We start from the raw sequence: 15,971 nt of genomic DNA, 5'->3' as shown, positions 1-15,971 counted from the left end.
TTCCCCCCTACTATTTAGAATAGAGTTCGACAATCAATCTCTCTTCAAGAGGCAAACTCACTTCATCTCTTTCAGGATAACGGGTAAAGATGCCAAACTTCTTGTCCTTATCCACATCGATCCAAGGCACAAGCCCCACCTGATTAGTGAGTTCTACCGCGCGTGTGATTTGGGGATTTTCCTTACTTTTTTCTTTGATCTCAATTTTTTGCCCGCTTTTAATGAAGGCAGAGGGGATGTCCATGCGCTTGCCATCCACTAGAATATGCCCGTGTGTTACAAGTTGGCGCGCAAAAGAGCGTGTGGTCGCAAAACCCATGCGATAGACCACATTGTCTAAACGCCTCTCTAACAAGCGCACCAAATTTTCCCCCGTGTTGCCCTCCATGCGGTTAGCCTCTCTAAAAATCGAGCGAAACTGCTTTTCTGAAATGCCATACATCGCCTTAGCTTTTTGCTTTTCGCGCAATTGCAAACCATAGTCTGAAATTTTTCCGCGTCTTTGCCCGTGTTGCCCGGGACCATAGGCGCGTTTATCCAACGCGCTCTTGCCACTCAAACGGCGCTCACCCTTGAGGGACAAAGAAACCCCAAAACGGCGCTCTAATTTCTCTACTGCACCTCTATATCTTGCCATGTGCGCTCCTTACACTCTTCTTCTTTTGGGAGGACGGCAACCATTATGAGGCAGGGGTGTGATGTCCTTGATCCAAAGCACCTTGATTCCCTCAATGCTCCCCACACTCTTAATAGCTGTCTCGCGCCCGCTCCCCGGACCTTGCACCTTGATCCCCACTTCTTTAATGCCATGCTCTTTGGCTTTGCTCATCGCGCTCTCTACGGCTTGCTGGGCAGCGTAGGGAGTGGATTTTTTAGACCCTCTAAAACCCAAGCCCCCAGCAGTCGCCCAACAAATCACATTGCCCATCTCATCTGTGATTGTGATATTGGTGTTATTGAAAGAAGCCCCGATATAGACCACCCCCCTAGCGATATTCTTTTTGACAATTTTTTTCTTAATGCCACTGCGTTTAGCCATGCACTCTCCTTACTTGCTACCCACGGTTTTCTTTTTGCCCTTACGGGTGCGCGCGTTGTTTTTGGTGGTTTGTCCGCGCACGGGCAAGCCCTTGCGATGGCGAATACCCCGATAACTCCCCAAATCCATCAACGCCTTAATATCCATCTGCACTTTTTTGCGCAAATCCCCTTCCACAACATAGCCCGCTTGGATTGCCTTAGTGATGCTAGAAATCTCATCCTCGCTGAGCTCATGCACGCGTTTATCCAAAGAGATCCCCACCTTGTGTAAGATATCCCTAGAGCTCTTTAAGCCCACGCCATAAATGTAGGTTAGGGCGTATTCTACGCGTTTTTTCTTGGGTAAATCAACCCCTGCGATCCTTGCCATGTCTATCCTTGTCTTTGTTTATGTTTGGGGGTGGTGCAGATCACGCGAATCACACCCCGCCTTTTAATGACCTTGCATTTATCACACATTTTCTTTACAGAGGGTCTAACTTTCATTTTCTCTCCTTAAGTCTTTAGGCAAAACCCCTATTCTAGCCACCTTTGGTTAGAACTAACTTAAATCACTTGTAGCGAAAGGTGATCCGCCCCTTGTCCAAGCTATAGGGCGTGAGCTCTAAGCGCACCCGATCGCCTAGGGCTATGCGGATATAGTGCATGCGCATTTTCCCCGAAATGCGGCATAACACAATATGCTTATTGTCTAATTCCACCTTGAAAGTGGCGTTGGGCAAACACTCGATCACTTTCCCATCTACTTCTATCACATCATCTTTTGCCATCAAGCCTCCGTTAAAATTTGCGCCTTTTTGCCCACCATCGCGATGGTATGCTCATAATGGCTGGTGCGCAAGCCATCCACAGACACCACACTCCACTTGTCCGCCAAGATTCTAGGCTCCCCTTGTTTTTGGCAGATCATAGGCTCTATACAAAACACCATGCCCTCTTTGATCTTAGGACCACTATTGGGCTTACTAGAGGGCTCTAGGTAGTTAGGGATAGAAGGTTCTTCATGAGGCTTGCGCCCAATCCCATGCCCGCAAAATTTTTCTAAAGGCACAAAGCCCTTTTGTCTAATAAGAGTTTCTAAAATATGGCTAAACTCTTTAAAACGCATCCCCACCTCTAGGCAAGCAATCCCCTCATAAAGCGTGTCCTTAGCGCAAGCAATCAGAGCTTGATCCTCTTGGGCAACCTCTCCCACGCCTAAAGTGATCGCTCCATCACCAAACCACCCCTGCATTTGTGCGCCCAAATCCAAGCCTACAATGTCCCCACTTTGTAATCTGTAGTCTGTGGGAATGCCATGAATAGCCACTTCGTTAAGCGAGGTGCAAAGCGCATTGGGAAAACCATACAACCCTTTAAAAGCGGATTTTGCATTGAGTTTATGGAGGTGTTCTTCAGCCAAAGCGTCCAGCTCCAACAAGCTCATGCCCACTTGGATTTTTTCACGCAATAATGCGAGAGTTTGCCCCACCACAGCCCCCGCTCTGCGCAAAGCCTCAATCTCCTTAGAGTTGCGGATGGCGATCGCCATCAAAAGCCCACTGCGCTCAAGGTTTTATACTTGCTCATATACACCTGCGCCTCGATCTTTTTCATCGTGTCAATGGCTACTTGCACCACAATGAGCACCGCCGTGCCCCCAAAATAAAAGGGCACACCCATCGCCTTGACTAAAATCCAAGGCAGGGTAGAGATAATTGCCAAATACAAAGAGCCCCAAAAAGTCAAGCGACTAGCCACGGTGTTTAAGAAATTTGAAGTCCCCTCTCCGGGTCTAAGCCCTGCGATAAATCCGCCATTGCGCTTTAAATTATCCGCGATGTCTTTAGCGTTAAAGACAATGGAGGAATAAAAGTAGGCAAAGAAGATAATGAGCAAAAACATTAAGATATTGTAGGCGTAACCATGCGGGTTGAGAAAATCTGCAACAGCCTGTAAAATCTTATTGGAGGAGGCTTGCAAAATGGTAGAGGGAAAAACCAGCAAGGCAGAAGCAAAGATGGGAGGGATCACTCCGCTTAAGTTGAGTTTAATGGGGATGTAATTCATAATCCGCTTATTTTGGTTTTGCATCATCACCTTACGGGCGTAAGAAATGGGAATGCGTCTTTCAGCCAGTTCTACATAGATGATTGCAAAGATAGTTGCTAGGACGATCGCCACAATCCCAATTAAGACTAAAATATTGATAACCCCCGTATTGACCAAGTTAAAAGTCCCCGCAATGGCAGAGGGGATACCAGAGACAATGCCCGCAAAGATGATAAGGCTAATTCCATTACCCACACCTCTTTGGGTGATCTGCTCGCCAATCCACATTAAAAGCATAGTGCCCGTGAGCATAGAAAAAGTAGCCAAGATCAAAAAAGTTTGCATGGATACCATGATTGCCCCATTGGGACCATGTCCGATGCTACGCAAGCCAAAGGAAACACTAATGGCTTGGATAATGGTGATCCCAATAGTCGCATAGCGCACGATTTGCATGTATTTTTGCATCCCATCGCGCTCTTTTTTCATCTTAGCCAAATTAGGAAAAGTCGCGCTCAAAAGCTCCATAATAATAGAAGCCGTGATATAGGGCATGATCCCCAAAGAAATAATGCTCAAGCGCGAAACCGCATTCCCACTAAACATGTTGAAAAGCCCTAGCGCGTTGCTAGAATTGCTATCAAAAAAGGATTTAATGGCGGCTAGATCCACCCCGGGAATGGGGATGTAAGCTAGCACCCTATAGAGAAACAAATACCCTAGGGTGATAAAAATCTTGGTGGCGATGGCTTTTGTCATTTTTGGTCGCTGGTGCGAATTCTCTCATCTTGGATTTTAGAGGCAAGCTCCTTAGCTCCCGCCCCAATGAGTTTAACTTTCTCAATGTAAGAGGGAAATGGATGCACTTTTTTAATGAGTTCCAAACTCAAGGTTTCCAACTCAAAAACCTCTTTGTGCTTTTCCACATTGATCGCATACACAACCCCCCTAGTGCGGCTTTTAAAGCCCACCTTAGGCAAACGGCGTTGCAAGGGCTGTTGCCCCCCTTCAAACCCGCGTTTTTGTTTGTAACCTGTGCGCGCAGTTTGTCCCTTACCTCCCCTTGTGGCAGTCTTGCCCATTCCAGAGCCCTGCCCTCGACCTACGCGCTTGGTGTGCTTGACACTCCCCTTTGCGGAGTGTAATTTTTCCAATGCCATAAAAACTCCTATCCCTTGATTTTAGAAAGCGCATCAAAGGTAGCGCGCACCACATTATAGGGGTTGTTAGACCCTAAAGATTTTGTCAAAATATCCTTAATACCGGCTAACTCGATCATGGGGCGTGTCGAACCTCCAGCGATCACGCCCGTCCCCTCAGAGGCAGGTTTGAGCAAAATGCGACTCGCATTGTATTTGCACTCGATGTCATGGGCGATGGTTGTGCCCTTGATCTTGACTTCAATGATGTTTTTAAACGCGTCATCAATAGCCTTTTTGATCGCATCGGGCACTTCCTTAGCCTTACCCAAGCCAAAGCCCACAAGCCCATTTTTATTGCCCACAACCACCAAAGCGTTAAAACGAAAACGCCGCCCGCCTTTGACCACTTTGGTAACGCGCCCGATATTCACCACCACTTCTGAAAACTCTTCTTTGTTGATCTGCATGCTAATCCTTAAAGCGCGATTTCTTGGGCGCGTAGGGTGTCTGCAAAAGCTGCCACCACGCCATGGTATAAATACCCGTTACGATCATAGACCACCTTATCAATACCCTTCTCTTTGAGATTCTGCGCAAAGATGAGCGCGAGTTTTTTGCTATCCTCTACATTTTTCCCCAGCCCTAATTTTTTGCCATCTACATGCGCTAAAGTCGCGTGCGCGTTGTCATCAATGGCTTGGGCGTAAAGATGTTTATTGGATCTAAAAATGCTCACACGGGGACGCTCCTGCGTGCCAAAAACTTTAGAGCGCACCCGCATTTTGCGCTTGGCTCTTTGGAGTTTTTTCTTTGCTAAAATGCTTGCTGTCATGCTCACTCCTTATTTTTTAGCCGTCTTACCAGCTTTGCGTAAAATCACTTCATCACTGTATTTAATGCCCTTGCCCTTGTAGGGTTCAGGGGGGCGGTAAGCACGAATATCTGCGGCAAGCTGCCCGATTTGTTGCTTATTGCTCCCTTTTAGGGTGATGGTGTTTTTATCCACTACCACCTCCACGCCTTCAGGGATGGGGTGTTTGACTGGATGGCTAAAACCTAGAGTGAGCTCTAAGACCTTGTGCCCTAAAGCCGCTTTATAGCCTACGCCATTGATCTCTAGAGTCTTGCTAAAGCCCTTGTCTAGTCCCACCACAATATTATTAGCCAAAGCGTTGTAAGTCCCCCAAAACGCCTTGCTCTGCGCGCCCTCTCCTATGGGTTCAAAGCGCAAAGAATCGCCCTCTAGCACAATCCCCACACGCCCGTGTGTCTCTAAAGTTTGGCTGGTTTTATTGTTCTTAAAATGCAAGCAAGTCCCCTCTGCACTCACCTGCACCCCGCTAGGGATTTTGATCACTCTCTTACCAATTCTTGACATGCCACACTCCTACCAAATGCTACAAAGCACCTCACCGCCTACATTTTGCTTGTAAGCTTCCTCATTGGTGATCACGCCCTTAGAAGTGCTGACCACAATCACACCATACCCATTTTTAAAGCGTTTGAGTTCGCTAGCCTGTTTGTAGAGTCTGCGCCCCGGTTTGCTCAAGCGTTTAATCTCACTAATGAGTGCACGCCCCTTGTCATCATAAGCCAATTCCACAGAGATGAAGTCTTTCCCTTCTTTTTGCACCACTTGGTAATTAGCGATGAAACCCTTATTTTTGAAAATTTCTAAGATAGACACCACGATTTTGGCATAATACAACTCTGTAACCTCTAAACGGCGCATACTCGCGTTCCGAATGCGTGTTAAAGAATCCGCAACAATATCATTCACCATGACGACCCCTTACCAACTAGCTTTTCTAAGACCGGGAATCAAGCCCTCACTGCCCATTTTCCTCAAGCAAACCCGGCATAAACCGAAGTCTTTGTAGACAGAGCGAGGTCTCCCACAGATATTACAACGGGTATAAGCGCGCGCCTTGAACTTTGCCTTTCTGTGGGTTTTTGCAATCATTGATTTTTTAGCCATTAGCGCCCTTTTGCAAAGGGCATTCCGAGCAACTCTAGCAACTTAAATGCCTCCTTATCGTTATTTGTAGAAGTGATGATGGCGATGTTGAGTCCATGGGTTACCATGATGTCATCATAAACCACCTCCGGGAAAATTAACTGCTCATTTAAACCAAAACCATAATTCCCCCGCCCATCAAAACCATTCCTAGACACCCCTCTAAAGTCTTTCACTCTAGGCAGAGCGATCACGATCAATTTCTCCAAAAAGTTAAACATAACCCTATTTCTAAGCGTTACTTTTACACCCACTGCCATATTTTCACGGATTTTAAAGCCCGCTACGGATTTTTTGGCTTTGGTGATCACTGCCTTTTGTCCGGCGATGAGCGAAAGAGTTTGGGCGATGTTTTGCATGATCTTAGCGTCTTTAGCATAATCCCCCGCCCCTACACTGAGCACAATTTTTTCCAGCTTAGGCAAGAGCATGGGATTTTTGATCCCTAACTCCTCTGCTAATTTCTTTTTTACCTCTTTTTCATAGAAGTTTTTCAAGCCGTCCATCGCGCCTACTCCTTCTCTTTTTTAACATTGGAGATGTGCATAGGCATCTCTTTAAAAGTGTGCCCACCTTTAGGGTTATCGTCCGTGGGTTTGATGGCTTTTTTGACCAATTTACAACCCTCTACTACAAGTTGAGATTTCTTAGGGAACACGGCAAGCACCTTGCCCACCTTACCCTTGTCATCTCCGGCGATCACTTTAACCATGTCGTCTTTTTTAATTTTGCATTTCATTAGAGAACCTCCGGAGCCAGCGAGATGATTTTCATAAAATTCGCATAACGCACTTCTCGACTCACAGGACCAAAAATGCGTGTGCCTACCGGGTCGCGCTTGGCATCCAAGATCACAGCAGCGTTATCATCAAAGCGAATCAGCGAACCATTAGGGCGTTGCACTTCTTTTTTGGTGCGCACGATCACCGCCTTAACTACCTGCCCTTTTTTGACTTTACCATTGGGGATTGCTTTTTTCACAGAAGCGACAATCACATCGCCCACGCTCGCATAGCGTTTATGACTCCCTCCTAAAACCTTAATGCACATGATTTCTTTGCCCCCGCTATTATCCGCAACGACCAATCTTGTAAAGCTCTGTATCATGAAACTCCTTTCACCAAAATGTCTTTCAGCGCAAAGGTTTTGGTTTTAGAAACGGGCTTGCATTCCACCGCGCTCACAAAATCCCCCACTTGGCATGCGTTCTTCTTGTCGTCAATGGTGTATTTTTTAAAGCGTTTGACGATCTTGCGGTATTTGGCATGCAAGACTTTTCTCTCCACTAAAATCACGGCACTACAAGCACCAATCTTATTGATCACTCTCCCTTGAATGGTGCGCTTGTGGGGTTGTTTAGATTCCATACTCTACCTCTTTTCCACCAAATGCACACCCGCCTTCATTTGGCTTAAAGCGGTGTGGATACGCGCGATGTTCTTGCGCGTCTTTCTAATCTCGCTTGGGTTGCTCAGTTGCATGGTCTTGAGTTTGACACGCAACTCAAAGAGCTCCAGTTTTTTGTCCTTCAGCATTTTCTCTAACTCCTGTCTGCCCTTGCCCTCTAGCTCAGTAAATTTCATTTTCGCTCTCTTTGGTTACAATTTTTGTCCTAAAGGGGAGCTTGCGCTGGGCTAAAGCTAAAGCCTCTCTAGCTAAACTCTCCTCAATTCCTAGCATTTCATAAACAATGCGCCCGGGTTTGATATTCATCACCCATTTTTCCACAGAACCCTTCCCCTTCCCCATCCGGGTCTCTAAGGGTTTAGCGCTCAAGGGCTTGTCAGGGAAAACGCGAATCCACACTTTCCCCGCTCTTTTAATATGGCGCGTCATGGCTACCCGTGCGGCTTCAATTTGGCGCGAATCGATGCGCCCGTGTTCTACAGCCTTGATTCCAATATCCCCAAAGGCAAGCTTGACTCCGCGCGCACATTTGCCCCGATTTCTGCCCTTCATCTGCTTGCGGTATTTCGTTTTCTTAGGCATCAACATGGCTATTCTCTCCCTCTTCTAGGGCGTCTATTTACCCTCTCTTCGCTTTCTTCCTCGCGTTTTTCTGTTTGGATACCTTTTTGCAAAACCTCGCCTTTAAAGATCCAAACTTTAACCCCGATGATCCCATAAACCGTCATCGCTTCTGCAAAACCATAATCGATTTTAGCCCGCAGAGTGTGCAAAGGCACGCGCCCCTCCATATACCACTCTGTGCGCGCGATCTCAGCCCCAGCTAAACGCCCCGAAACGCGCACTTTAATGCCACGCGCCCCAGACTTCATAGCCGTTTGCATGACCTTTTTCATCGCGCGTCTAAAAGCTACGCGTTTTTCTAGCTGGGTGGCGACATTCTCGGCACACAACTGTGCGTCCGCTTGGGGGCGTTTCACCTCTTTGATATTCACAGAGATTTCTTTCTTAATCAACTCTTTCAAAGAGAGTTTGATCTTTTCAATATCCACGCCCTTTTTACCGATGATAAGCCCGGGTCTAGCAGCCACCACAGTGATACGCAATTTCTTAGCAGCGCGCTCGATGACGATCTCACTCACCCCCGCATAATAGAGTTCTTTTTTTAGGAATTTACGGATTTTGTAATCTTCTTCAATGTTACTCACCGTGTCCTGTGCTCCGGGAAACCATCTAGAAGCCCAGTTTCTATTGATCCCCAGTCTCAAACCAATTGGATTAACCTTTTGACCCATCTACTTCTCCCCTCCTTGCTTGCCCACTTTGACTAAAATGTGCGATGTAGGTTTTCTAATAGCTGTAGCTCTGCCTCTAGCACGGGGCATGTGGCGTTTGAGCACGGGACCTGCATCCACACGGCAACTTAATACAGACACAGATTTAGAATCATACCCGCCATTATAGACCGCCGCGCTAATCACCCTAGAGAGAAGCCTAGCAGCTTTATTGGGGGTGAACTCCAAGCGCGCAATCGCTAACTCTGCATTCATACCCTGGACTTGTCTAGCTAACAGCCTAGCCTTAGTGGGCGAGAGCCTGCTGTATCTAAGTAACGCCGTGCTCATTTGTTTTCCTTTGTGTGGTAGTGTGCCATGCTACTTGCCTATCTTCTTTTGCACTGTGCCCTTATGCCCTTTGAAAGTGCGTGTGGGCGCAAATTCACCTAATTTATAGCCAACATGGTTTTCTGTGATATAAACGGGGATAAAAATCCTGCCATTATGCACGCTATAAGTCAAACCAATCATTTCGGGCAGAATGGTGCTACGGCGCGACCAAGTTTTAATGGGCTTATTGTCTTTTTTGGCTTTGTGTTTGAGCGTTTTTTCCATGAGGTGTTTATCAATAAAGGGACCCTTTTTAATCGACCTTCCCATCGCTACTTACCTTTCTTTCGTGAAATAATCAGGCGATCGCTGGCTTTTTTGCGTCTAGTTTTATAGCCTTTAGTGGGCATGCCCCATGGCGATACGGGGTGTCCGCTAGAGCCAGTTTTGCCCTCCCCACCCCCATGGGGGTGATCGACTGGGTTCATGGCACTTCCGCGCGTCTGGGGGCGCACGCGTTTATAGCGGTTGCGCCCAGCTTTGCCAATGCTAGTGTTAATGAAATCCTCATTGCCCACTACACCAATACTTGCCATGCATTCGCTCAAGATGTAACGCATCTCACCACTGGGCATGCGCAAAATCGTGTATTTGCCCTCTCTACCCATGATTTGCGCGCTCATCCCAGCACTGCGTGCCAGCTGTCCGCCCGCTCCCGGGTGCATCTCAATATTATGCACGATGGTCCCAATGGGGATACTCCTAAGTTTCATCGCAAAACCCACTTTAATGTCTAAGCCCTCCTCTGCAGCTACAACCACATCTCCCACTTTCAAACCACTAGGTTGTAAAATATAGCGTTTGTCTCCATCGGGATAAACCACTAAGGCGATACGGGCGTTACGGTAAGGATCGTATTCAATGGTTGCCACCTTGCCCTCTATGCCAAATTTATTGCGTTTAAAATCGATGATGCGATAGAGCCTCTTAGCTCCCGCCTCTTTATGGCGGCTGGTGATCTTGCCACTGTGGTTTCTACCCGCGTGGGCGGGGAGTTTGATAAGAAGCTTTTTGACACTGGGTTTTGCGCTGATGTCTTTAGAATCCAAACCGCTCATAAAGCGGCGGCTGGGGGTGTAAGGTTTGTAAGTTTTAATTGCCATGCTCTATCCTTATGCGCTCAAAGCGGTGATATTGGCATCTTTAGGGAGCTTGACATAGAATTTCTTCGTGCCAACGCGTTGCCCCAATCTGCCCCTAAAGCGTTTGATTTTCCCTTGTTGCCTCAGCGCGTTGATCTTTAGGGGCACAAACCCAAAGTAATCTTTGAAGATAGCTTTGAGTTGGTTTTTGCTCACCCCCATTGCGGTTTGCACTACAATCACCCCGCTTTCTTGCATGGATAAAGATTTTTCTGTATAAAGAATGGATTTGATGTCAGTGATGTCTGCCATGCACTCTCCTTTAAGCTGTTACAAGCGTCTCAAACGCTGCTTTTTCCACCACAACCGCGCTGTAGGTTGCAACAAGATAGGCATCAACTTCGCTTGTTTCTACTACATAACAGTTGCGTAAATTCCTAAAAGCTAGGTAGTTATGCTCCTCTAGGCGTTGTGTGATCACCAACACATCCCTTTGTTGCAAGCTTTGCAAAAACGCGTGCGCGTCCTTAGTCTTGCGACTAGGGACATCGATCTTATCTACCACGAGCAATTTCTCTGCTAACGCCTTTTGTCCTAAGGCGTATTCTAGAGCCAGTTTTTTCTGCTTTTTGTTGATCTTGAGATCATAATTGCGCGCGTTAGTGGCTCCGTGGGACACGCCACCGCCCACAAAGATAGGAGAAGTGATACTCCCAGCGCGTGCACGCCCCCCACCTTTTTGATTCCAAGGTTTTCTACCCCCCCCACTCACTGCGCCACGATTTTTAGTTTGCGCGTTATTAGCCCTAGCTTGGGCGCGGTAATATTTGACATACAGATACAAATTGTGCTCTTTAATCTCTTTAAAGCGCGCGGGCAGGTCTAATTCCCCTATCTGCTGGCATTTTCGATCCAACACTCTTGCTTTCATGCTCTCCCTTTCTATTTAATGGCGATCCTGCCATAGGCTCCGGCATAACCTACCACAGAACCTTTTAACACCAAAATTTTACTTTCTTTATCAAAAGAGAGCACCTCATTGTGGCAGGTTACTTTTTCATTCCCATAATGCCCTGCCATTTTCTTGCCCTTTTGCACGCGTCCGGGCCACTCTCTATTCCCAATAGAGCCCAAACGGCGGTGAAAACGGCTTCCGTGCGCGGCAGGTCCGCCTTGAAAATTCCAACGCTTCATCGCGCCACTAAACCCGCGCCCCTTAGTGTAAAAAGTCGCCTTAACGCGCTTGGCATCTTCTAAGGGCTCTAGAGGTAGATCGCCCAACTGGGCTACTTGGGCGTTAAGAGTGGCAAAATGGTTAAATTCCTTGCTTAAATTGTATTTTTTCTGTTGCCCAGCAATAGCCTTATTGTGGGTCTTGTGCAAGGGATAGGCGACTAAAACCTGCTTATCCTTGATTTCACACACCTTGCTATCTAGGACTTTGAGTAGGGTTACTGCCATACTCTGCGTCCCCACAACCCTACTCATGCCAATTTTTTGCACCAAATATTCCATCTGTATCCTTTACTTACCCTCTATGGAAGTTACTTCTACATCCACCTCAGGGGCTAAATCCAATTTCATCAAGCTATCCACAGTTTCAGGCGTAGCTGACATAATGTCAATCAAACGGCTATGCACGCGGATTTCAAATTGCTCTCGAGAATCTTTATTGATGTGAGGGGATCGTAAAACGGTGTAGCGTCTATTGCGCGTGGGTAGGGGAATGGGACCCCTAATCTCTGAACCCGATCGCTTCACGGCCTCCACAATCGCCAGCACCGATCGATCCAACACCCTATGATCGTAAGCCTTGAGTTTCAAGCGTATCTTTTCCATGTTTCCTCTCTGTGGGCTTTCAAATTAAAAGCTCCAATTTTAAACAAAAAGTGTTCACAAGTCAAGCACTAAGCCTATTTCTAGGCATTTCTTACTCTAATATTTTCCTTATTAAAAGGAAAATATGCTAGAATGGACACCATGTTAGATGCGATTTTGCAAGAGGGCTTTAAGCATGCCCTAGCCCAATCACCAGCTAGGTCTTTTGCCACCACTTCTGCTAAACTCTTGCTCTATGGGAGTGCTAAAGTGGGTAAGAGCGTGTGCGCGTTGGGACTAGCGCGAGGCTTCAAGCACCCCATTTATGTAGATGGACATGACACGCGTCTAGAAATGCCCCAGCTTGAGGACGCGCTTTTAAAGCTCTATTTGGAAAACAAAATGGATATTTTGATCGCCAAGCACTGCCCTAGAGACCTTCGTTTACCCCCTTTGGCACGCACTATTTTGATCCAATTTACCCCCACACCCCTGCCCCAGGGTTTTAGCGCACAAGCGATTTCGCCATTGAGTTTCACGCAATACATGCAAGCCCACAAGGGCGAAGCCCTAAGTTCCCTATTTGCGCGCTTTCTCAAAGCGGGTAATTGCCCGGCTACCTTGCACTTGAATCCCTCTCAAAATCTCTACCGCACCCAAGAGATTTATAAACTCTTCTTGGGGACGCAATTCCCCCTTTTTAAAGCCCTGTTGCGCTTCCAAGCCTTAAATATCACCACGCATCATCTCTATACCCAGCTTAAAAAAACTCTCAAACTCTCTAAGGACACCTTTTATGCTTTCATGCATTTCTTGCAAGAGAGTCAGAGTATTTTTCTTATTCCCCACTACAACGCTCCCACAAAACCACGCAAACTCTATTTTGGTAACTTCGCCCTGCCCTACGCTCTAACCCCCACCCACCACCTCCCCTGTATCTTTGAAAACATGGTTGCCCTAGAGTTAATGCGCCACTTCAAGCAACTTTACTACCAACACCCCTTTTTAATCGCCCACTCTTTTTACTTTTTCCCTCTAGCCTTCCCCTCCCAAGAACACCTAGATCACAAACTTACCTCTCTTTTAAAACTCACCCCTCCTAAACATCTCTTTATCATCACGATCAATTTTGAAAAACTTGGCAAGGTGGGCACATTGCCCTACCACGCTTGCAGCTTTAGCCACTTTGTCTTAGAAATTTTGCCCACCCTAGGGGCAAATTAGCTATAATGCCCCAAAAAGTTAAGGATGTCTTTTGCGCCCGCGTGTGCCAACCAAACAAATTTCTATTGGGTCTGTAGCCATTGGGGGTAATGCCCCCATTAGCACCCAAAGCATGACCTTTAGCAAAACGCACGACATTACAGCGACTAAGAGCCAGATCGATCGCTTGAAATTAGCCGGGGCGGATTTAGTGCGCGTGGCTGTGCCCCATAAAAAGGACGCGCTCGCGCTCAAAGAGTTAAAAAAGCTCTCTTGCTTGCCCCTCATTGCGGATATTCATTTTCATCACCAATTTGCTTTGATCGCCGCTGAGAGCGTGGATGCAATCCGCATCAACCCGGGCAATATTGGATCGCATGAGAAAATCAAGGCGGTCGCTCAGAGTTGCAACGCGCGTAATTTGCCCATTCGTATTGGGATCAATGGGGGGAGCTTAGAAAAACAATTTGAAATCAAATACGGGGCGACCCCTGAAGGGATGGTGCAATCTGCCCTTTATAATATCAAACTCTTAGAGGATGCGGGCTTTAACAATATCAAGGTGTCGCTAAAAGCTAGTGATGTAGAGCGCACCATTCTAGCCTACCAGCAGCTGCGCCCCCTAGTGCCCTACCCTTTTCATTTGGGGGTTACGGAGGCGGGGAGCTTGTTTCACTCCAGCATTAAAAGCGCGATGGCTTTGGGGCAGTTATTGCGTGAGGGGATTGGAGATACGATTCGTGTCTCTATCACTGGGGAGTTAGAAGAAGAGATTCGCGTGGCTAAGGCGATTTTGCGCTACAGCGGGCGGCAAAAAGAGGGCATTACCTTTATCTCTTGTCCCACCTGTGGGCGTATTGAGTCCGACCTAGTGGCTTTGATGAGTCAAGTGGAGCAACGCCTAGCCCATGTCAAAATCCCTTTAGATGTGAGTGTGATGGGCTGTGTGGTCAATGCCTTAGGCGAAGCCAAACACGCTGACATCGCGATCGCCTTTGGCAAAAAAAGCGGACTTATCATCAAAAAAGGCAAAGTGATCCACAAACTGCCCGAAGATCAGTTATTAGAAACCTTTGTCAGCGAAGTGCAAAATCTTGCTCTAGAAAAACAAAAAGAGGATATATATGCAGAAATTTAAACTATTTGTGAGCGATTATCAAAACTCCCCTAACTACAGAAAACCCCTAGCCTTTGGGATCGCTAAGATCGCGCGCGGGCAAAAGAGCGCTAAACCCCTATGTGCCACCTTTCCGGTTTTAAATTGGGGTGAGGAGTGCTTGGGTTCTTATGCGGTTTTCATGGAGGCTATTAAGCACGCTAGCCCCTTATACGCGCAAGAAGAGGGTAAGATTAGCGAGGTGGTTTATGGGATTGATAAAGACTTTATTTACAAAGCTCTAGAACTCTACGCCCCTTTTTTGCAAGAGGTGTTGCACAATAAAAATAGCCACAAGAATATCAAGGTGGTTTTAGAATTAGCCCGCGCGCTGGATCGCCATCAACTCTACACTACTAAGGTGCACGAGGTGCATCCTAGTTGTGAGATCGCCACCAGAGAGCACACCCCAACTCTAGCCACGCACTACCACCACAATTACCACTTGGTGGTGATCTATGAGGATAAACCTTGTGCTAGCTTGGAGAGTGCTTACATGAAATTGCTAGCCCTCTCTTTGGGTAAAGCCCCTTTGCGTTCTTTGAATTTAGAGGGCATTTTCTCCCTCCTACCCAATGTGGCTTGGAGCGGTAATAGTGCCTATGAATTAGAGTGGCTCAGAGAAGAAGAAATCACTTTGAAAATGCAAGATCAATACCCCTGCATTGATTTCATAGACAAATTCCCCCGCTACTTGATGCAAGTCTTGCCTCAAGTAGATAGTATCCGTCTGCTAGACAGCGCAAAAACGCGCTTTGGGGCGTATTTGGGCAAGGGGGGTTATACCCAAATGCCCGGAGCTAGTTATATTAATTTCAATGCCGGCGTGGAGGGGGCTTGCATGAATGAGGGACGCATTAGCTCCTCTGTGTTGGTAGGGGAGGGAACAGACATTGGCGGGGGGGCGAGTGTGCTAGGCGTGCTCTCTGGGGGCAATAGCCAGCCCATTAGCATTGGTAAAAATTGCCTGCTGGGAGCTAATTGCGTGCTGGGCATTAGCTTGGGAGATGGTTGCATTGTGGACGCGGGAATCGGGATATTAGCAGGAACTATTTTTGAGATCAACCCTAAGAGCGCGCAGGAACTCCAGAAAATTAACCCCCATTTCACCCCCAAGCCTGAGGGTCTTTACAAGGGCAAAGAACTTTCCGGGTTACACGGCTTGCATTTTAGACAGGAGAGTCAGAGTGGGAAAATGCTTGCCCTAAGAAGCGTGCGCAAGATCGCCCTCAATGAAAGTTTACACCGCTAGTTTTATGTTAAAATGGGGACTTGAAGTCATCTAAGGGGTTTGCATGAAGGCGTGGGTTTTCAAGGCGTGGTTGGGCTATTTGGCTTGTGCGCTTTTTCTCTATGGGGCTGATCCTACCCCCAGCCAAACCCCCCCGGTAGCTCCCCCTTTGCCCC

The 15,971-nt window shown here is 47.2% G+C and carries 30 protein-coding genes; 3 read left to right on the top strand and 27 right to left on the bottom strand.

The annotated features are described in order from the left end of the window. Positions 1-10: 10 nt before the first annotated feature. The 27 genes from rpsD to rpsJ all read right to left on the bottom strand — a co-directional run bounded on the left by rpsD (position 11) and on the right by rpsJ (position 12,226). The gene (rpsD, locus tag EAO37_RS03890; protein WP_120951667.1) at positions 11-637 is read right to left on the bottom strand and encodes a 30S ribosomal protein S4; all 627 of its coding nucleotides are present in this window, start codon (positions 635-637) and stop codon (positions 11-13) included. Between the two features lie 9 nt (positions 638-646). Further along, positions 647-1,039 carry a 30S ribosomal protein S11 gene (gene rpsK, locus EAO37_RS03885; protein ID WP_120951664.1) on the bottom strand — a complete coding sequence of 131 codons (393 nt, stop codon included), beginning with the start codon at positions 1,037-1,039 and terminating at the stop codon, positions 647-649. Positions 1,040-1,048: 9 nt separating this feature from the next. After that, on the bottom strand, positions 1,049-1,411 hold the full coding sequence (gene rpsM / locus EAO37_RS03880) for a 30S ribosomal protein S13 (RefSeq protein ID WP_120945449.1): 363 nt from the start codon (positions 1,409-1,411) through the stop codon (positions 1,049-1,051). Between the two features lie 2 nt (positions 1,412-1,413). After that, positions 1,414-1,527, bottom strand: coding sequence for a 50S ribosomal protein L36 (rpmJ, locus tag EAO37_RS03875; protein ID WP_013469758.1), 114 nt, complete (start codon positions 1,525-1,527; stop codon positions 1,414-1,416). A gap of 65 nt (positions 1,528-1,592) precedes the next feature. After that, positions 1,593-1,811 (bottom strand): translation initiation factor IF-1, encoded by a 219-nt coding sequence (gene infA / locus EAO37_RS03870; protein WP_104752187.1) that lies wholly within the window; start codon positions 1,809-1,811, stop codon positions 1,593-1,595. After that, complete coding sequence (gene map, locus EAO37_RS03865) at positions 1,811-2,572, bottom strand: type I methionyl aminopeptidase (protein ID WP_120951661.1); 762 nt, start codon at positions 2,570-2,572, stop codon at positions 1,811-1,813. Before map ends, infA begins: the two co-directional genes overlap by 1 nt. After that, a complete protein-coding gene (gene secY, locus EAO37_RS03860; protein WP_120951658.1) occupies positions 2,572-3,831 on the bottom strand; it encodes a preprotein translocase subunit SecY in 1,260 nt (419 codons plus the stop codon). Before secY ends, map begins: the two co-directional genes overlap by 1 nt. After that, the gene (rplO, locus tag EAO37_RS03855; protein WP_120951655.1) at positions 3,828-4,232 is read right to left on the bottom strand and encodes a 50S ribosomal protein L15; all 405 of its coding nucleotides are present in this window, start codon (positions 4,230-4,232) and stop codon (positions 3,828-3,830) included. Before rplO ends, secY begins: the two co-directional genes overlap by 4 nt. A gap of 8 nt (positions 4,233-4,240) precedes the next feature. Beyond that, complete coding sequence (gene rpsE, locus EAO37_RS03850) at positions 4,241-4,681, bottom strand: 30S ribosomal protein S5 (protein ID WP_120945457.1); 441 nt, start codon at positions 4,679-4,681, stop codon at positions 4,241-4,243. Between the two features lie 8 nt (positions 4,682-4,689). Then, on the bottom strand, positions 4,690-5,046 hold the full coding sequence (gene rplR / locus EAO37_RS03845) for a 50S ribosomal protein L18 (protein WP_120951652.1): 357 nt from the start codon (positions 5,044-5,046) through the stop codon (positions 4,690-4,692). 9 nt (positions 5,047-5,055) lie between these two features. Then, the gene (rplF, locus tag EAO37_RS03840; RefSeq protein ID WP_120945461.1) at positions 5,056-5,592 is read right to left on the bottom strand and encodes a 50S ribosomal protein L6; all 537 of its coding nucleotides are present in this window, start codon (positions 5,590-5,592) and stop codon (positions 5,056-5,058) included. Between the two features lie 9 nt (positions 5,593-5,601). Next, positions 5,602-5,997: a 30S ribosomal protein S8 gene (gene rpsH, locus EAO37_RS03835; RefSeq protein WP_120945463.1), complete on the bottom strand. Its 396-nt coding sequence runs from the start codon at positions 5,995-5,997 to the stop codon at positions 5,602-5,604. A 9-nt stretch (positions 5,998-6,006) separates the two neighbouring features. Beyond that, entirely contained in the window at positions 6,007-6,192 is a 186-nt protein-coding gene (locus EAO37_RS03830; protein ID WP_120945465.1) for a type Z 30S ribosomal protein S14, read from the bottom strand. Then, positions 6,192-6,737 (bottom strand): 50S ribosomal protein L5, encoded by a 546-nt coding sequence (gene rplE, locus EAO37_RS03825; RefSeq protein ID WP_120945467.1) that lies wholly within the window; start codon positions 6,735-6,737, stop codon positions 6,192-6,194. The genes EAO37_RS03830 and rplE overlap by 1 nt, the downstream gene beginning before the upstream one ends. A gap of 5 nt (positions 6,738-6,742) precedes the next feature. Further along, positions 6,743-6,970, bottom strand: a complete 228-nt coding sequence (gene rplX, locus EAO37_RS03820) for a 50S ribosomal protein L24 (protein ID WP_120945469.1) — start codon at positions 6,968-6,970, stop codon at positions 6,743-6,745. Continuing rightward, a complete protein-coding gene (gene rplN / locus EAO37_RS03815; protein WP_120945471.1) occupies positions 6,970-7,338 on the bottom strand; it encodes a 50S ribosomal protein L14 in 369 nt (122 codons plus the stop codon). The genes rplX and rplN overlap by 1 nt, the downstream gene beginning before the upstream one ends. Further along, the gene (rpsQ, locus tag EAO37_RS03810) at positions 7,335-7,598 is read right to left on the bottom strand and encodes a 30S ribosomal protein S17 (protein ID WP_120951649.1); all 264 of its coding nucleotides are present in this window, start codon (positions 7,596-7,598) and stop codon (positions 7,335-7,337) included. The genes rplN and rpsQ overlap by 4 nt, the downstream gene beginning before the upstream one ends. Before the next feature lie 3 nt (positions 7,599-7,601). Next, on the bottom strand, positions 7,602-7,814 hold the full coding sequence (gene rpmC, locus EAO37_RS03805) for a 50S ribosomal protein L29 (RefSeq protein WP_120951646.1): 213 nt from the start codon (positions 7,812-7,814) through the stop codon (positions 7,602-7,604). Next, positions 7,801-8,226 (bottom strand): 50S ribosomal protein L16, encoded by a 426-nt coding sequence (gene rplP / locus EAO37_RS03800; protein ID WP_120945477.1) that lies wholly within the window; start codon positions 8,224-8,226, stop codon positions 7,801-7,803. The genes rpmC and rplP overlap by 14 nt, the downstream gene beginning before the upstream one ends. A gap of 2 nt (positions 8,227-8,228) precedes the next feature. Beyond that, entirely contained in the window at positions 8,229-8,933 is a 705-nt protein-coding gene (gene rpsC / locus EAO37_RS03795) for a 30S ribosomal protein S3 (protein ID WP_120945479.1), read from the bottom strand. Then, the gene (rplV, locus tag EAO37_RS03790) at positions 8,934-9,263 is read right to left on the bottom strand and encodes a 50S ribosomal protein L22 (protein ID WP_120945481.1); all 330 of its coding nucleotides are present in this window, start codon (positions 9,261-9,263) and stop codon (positions 8,934-8,936) included. 30 nt (positions 9,264-9,293) lie between these two features. Beyond that, entirely contained in the window at positions 9,294-9,575 is a 282-nt protein-coding gene (gene rpsS, locus EAO37_RS03785; RefSeq protein WP_120945483.1) for a 30S ribosomal protein S19, read from the bottom strand. Positions 9,576-9,577: 2 nt separating this feature from the next. Continuing rightward, positions 9,578-10,408 (bottom strand): 50S ribosomal protein L2, encoded by an 831-nt coding sequence (gene rplB / locus EAO37_RS03780; RefSeq protein WP_120945485.1) that lies wholly within the window; start codon positions 10,406-10,408, stop codon positions 9,578-9,580. Between the two features lie 9 nt (positions 10,409-10,417). Beyond that, the gene (locus EAO37_RS03775; protein WP_120945487.1) at positions 10,418-10,699 is read right to left on the bottom strand and encodes a 50S ribosomal protein L23; all 282 of its coding nucleotides are present in this window, start codon (positions 10,697-10,699) and stop codon (positions 10,418-10,420) included. Between the two features lie 10 nt (positions 10,700-10,709). After that, positions 10,710-11,318: a 50S ribosomal protein L4 gene (gene rplD, locus EAO37_RS03770; RefSeq protein WP_120951643.1), complete on the bottom strand. Its 609-nt coding sequence runs from the start codon at positions 11,316-11,318 to the stop codon at positions 10,710-10,712. Positions 11,319-11,329: 11 nt separating this feature from the next. Further along, positions 11,330-11,902, bottom strand: a complete 573-nt coding sequence (gene rplC, locus EAO37_RS03765; RefSeq protein WP_120951640.1) for a 50S ribosomal protein L3 — start codon at positions 11,900-11,902, stop codon at positions 11,330-11,332. Between the two features lie 9 nt (positions 11,903-11,911). Then, positions 11,912-12,226 (bottom strand): 30S ribosomal protein S10, encoded by a 315-nt coding sequence (gene rpsJ / locus EAO37_RS03760; protein WP_120945493.1) that lies wholly within the window; start codon positions 12,224-12,226, stop codon positions 11,912-11,914. A 132-nt stretch (positions 12,227-12,358) separates the two neighbouring features. On the opposite strand from rpsJ, the gene EAO37_RS03755 reads away from it, so the two are divergent. The 3 genes from EAO37_RS03755 to EAO37_RS03745 are packed head-to-tail and all read left to right on the top strand — an operon-like array spanning position 12,359 to position 15,816. Continuing rightward, complete coding sequence (locus EAO37_RS03755) at positions 12,359-13,429, top strand: ATP-binding protein (RefSeq protein WP_120951637.1); 1,071 nt, start codon at positions 12,359-12,361, stop codon at positions 13,427-13,429. Positions 13,430-13,460: 31 nt separating this feature from the next. Next, positions 13,461-14,546, top strand: coding sequence for a flavodoxin-dependent (E)-4-hydroxy-3-methylbut-2-enyl-diphosphate synthase (ispG, locus tag EAO37_RS03750; protein WP_120951634.1), 1,086 nt, complete (start codon positions 13,461-13,463; stop codon positions 14,544-14,546). Continuing rightward, entirely contained in the window at positions 14,533-15,816 is a 1,284-nt protein-coding gene (locus EAO37_RS03745; RefSeq protein ID WP_120951631.1) for a 2,3,4,5-tetrahydropyridine-2,6-carboxylate N-succinyltransferase, read from the top strand. The genes ispG and EAO37_RS03745 overlap by 14 nt, the downstream gene beginning before the upstream one ends. Positions 15,817-15,971: the final 155 nt, after the last annotated feature.

It is taken from the genome of Helicobacter sp. L8, from assembly GCF_003660355.1.
Classification (GTDB): Bacteria; Campylobacterota; Campylobacteria; order Campylobacterales; family Helicobacteraceae; genus Helicobacter; species Helicobacter labacensis.
The sequence above is the reverse complement of the archived record's forward strand: the minus strand, read 5'-3'. Positions and strand labels throughout refer to the sequence as shown.

What these genes read in the sequence shown, in the direction of transcription:
- rplE (WP_120945467.1), bottom strand. Translation starts at nt 6,737, where the DNA reads ATGGACGGCTTGAAAAACTTCTATGAAAAAGAGGTAAAAAAGAAATTA.
- rplN (WP_120945471.1), bottom strand. Translation starts at nt 7,338, where the DNA reads ATGATACAGAGCTTTACAAGATTGGTCGTTGCGGATAATAGCGGGGGC.
- rplO (WP_120951655.1), bottom strand. Translation starts at nt 4,232, where the DNA reads ATGGCATTGGAAAAATTACACTCCGCAAAGGGGAGTGTCAAGCACACC.
- map (WP_120951661.1), bottom strand. Translation starts at nt 2,572, where the DNA reads ATGGCGATCGCCATCCGCAACTCTAAGGAGATTGAGGCTTTGCGCAGA.
- rplC (WP_120951640.1), bottom strand. Translation starts at nt 11,902, where the DNA reads ATGGAATATTTGGTGCAAAAAATTGGCATGAGTAGGGTTGTGGGGACG.
- rpsD (WP_120951667.1), bottom strand. Translation starts at nt 637, where the DNA reads ATGGCAAGATATAGAGGTGCAGTAGAGAAATTAGAGCGCCGTTTTGGG.
- EAO37_RS03830 (WP_120945465.1), bottom strand. Translation starts at nt 6,192, where the DNA reads ATGGCTAAAAAATCAATGATTGCAAAAACCCACAGAAAGGCAAAGTTC.
- rpsC (WP_120945479.1), bottom strand. Translation starts at nt 8,933, where the DNA reads ATGGGTCAAAAGGTTAATCCAATTGGTTTGAGACTGGGGATCAATAGA.
- rplD (WP_120951643.1), bottom strand. Translation starts at nt 11,318, where the DNA reads ATGAAAGCAAGAGTGTTGGATCGAAAATGCCAGCAGATAGGGGAATTA.
- rpsQ (WP_120951649.1), bottom strand. Translation starts at nt 7,598, where the DNA reads ATGGAATCTAAACAACCCCACAAGCGCACCATTCAAGGGAGAGTGATC.
- rpsS (WP_120945483.1), bottom strand. Translation starts at nt 9,575, where the DNA reads ATGGGAAGGTCGATTAAAAAGGGTCCCTTTATTGATAAACACCTCATG.
- rpmC (WP_120951646.1), bottom strand. Translation starts at nt 7,814, where the DNA reads ATGAAATTTACTGAGCTAGAGGGCAAGGGCAGACAGGAGTTAGAGAAA.
- rplP (WP_120945477.1), bottom strand. Translation starts at nt 8,226, where the DNA reads ATGTTGATGCCTAAGAAAACGAAATACCGCAAGCAGATGAAGGGCAGA.
- rplX (WP_120945469.1), bottom strand. Translation starts at nt 6,970, where the DNA reads ATGAAATGCAAAATTAAAAAAGACGACATGGTTAAAGTGATCGCCGGA.
- rpmJ (WP_013469758.1), bottom strand. Translation starts at nt 1,527, where the DNA reads ATGAAAGTTAGACCCTCTGTAAAGAAAATGTGTGATAAATGCAAGGTC.
- EAO37_RS03775 (WP_120945487.1), bottom strand. Translation starts at nt 10,699, where the DNA reads ATGGCAGACATCACTGACATCAAATCCATTCTTTATACAGAAAAATCT.
- rpsJ (WP_120945493.1), bottom strand. Translation starts at nt 12,226, where the DNA reads ATGGAAAAGATACGCTTGAAACTCAAGGCTTACGATCATAGGGTGTTG.
- EAO37_RS03745 (WP_120951631.1), top strand. Translation starts at nt 14,533, where the DNA reads ATGCAGAAATTTAAACTATTTGTGAGCGATTATCAAAACTCCCCTAAC.
- rpsM (WP_120945449.1), bottom strand. Translation starts at nt 1,411, where the DNA reads ATGGCAAGGATCGCAGGGGTTGATTTACCCAAGAAAAAACGCGTAGAA.
- rplB (WP_120945485.1), bottom strand. Translation starts at nt 10,408, where the DNA reads ATGGCAATTAAAACTTACAAACCTTACACCCCCAGCCGCCGCTTTATG.
- secY (WP_120951658.1), bottom strand. Translation starts at nt 3,831, where the DNA reads ATGACAAAAGCCATCGCCACCAAGATTTTTATCACCCTAGGGTATTTG.
- infA (WP_104752187.1), bottom strand. Translation starts at nt 1,811, where the DNA reads ATGGCAAAAGATGATGTGATAGAAGTAGATGGGAAAGTGATCGAGTGT.
- rplR (WP_120951652.1), bottom strand. Translation starts at nt 5,046, where the DNA reads ATGACAGCAAGCATTTTAGCAAAGAAAAAACTCCAAAGAGCCAAGCGC.
- rpsE (WP_120945457.1), bottom strand. Translation starts at nt 4,681, where the DNA reads ATGCAGATCAACAAAGAAGAGTTTTCAGAAGTGGTGGTGAATATCGGG.
- rplV (WP_120945481.1), bottom strand. Translation starts at nt 9,263, where the DNA reads ATGAGCACGGCGTTACTTAGATACAGCAGGCTCTCGCCCACTAAGGCT.
- rplF (WP_120945461.1), bottom strand. Translation starts at nt 5,592, where the DNA reads ATGTCAAGAATTGGTAAGAGAGTGATCAAAATCCCTAGCGGGGTGCAG.
- rpsH (WP_120945463.1), bottom strand. Translation starts at nt 5,997, where the DNA reads ATGGTGAATGATATTGTTGCGGATTCTTTAACACGCATTCGGAACGCG.
- EAO37_RS03755 (WP_120951637.1), top strand. Translation starts at nt 12,359, where the DNA reads ATGGACACCATGTTAGATGCGATTTTGCAAGAGGGCTTTAAGCATGCC.
- rpsK (WP_120951664.1), bottom strand. Translation starts at nt 1,039, where the DNA reads ATGGCTAAACGCAGTGGCATTAAGAAAAAAATTGTCAAAAAGAATATC.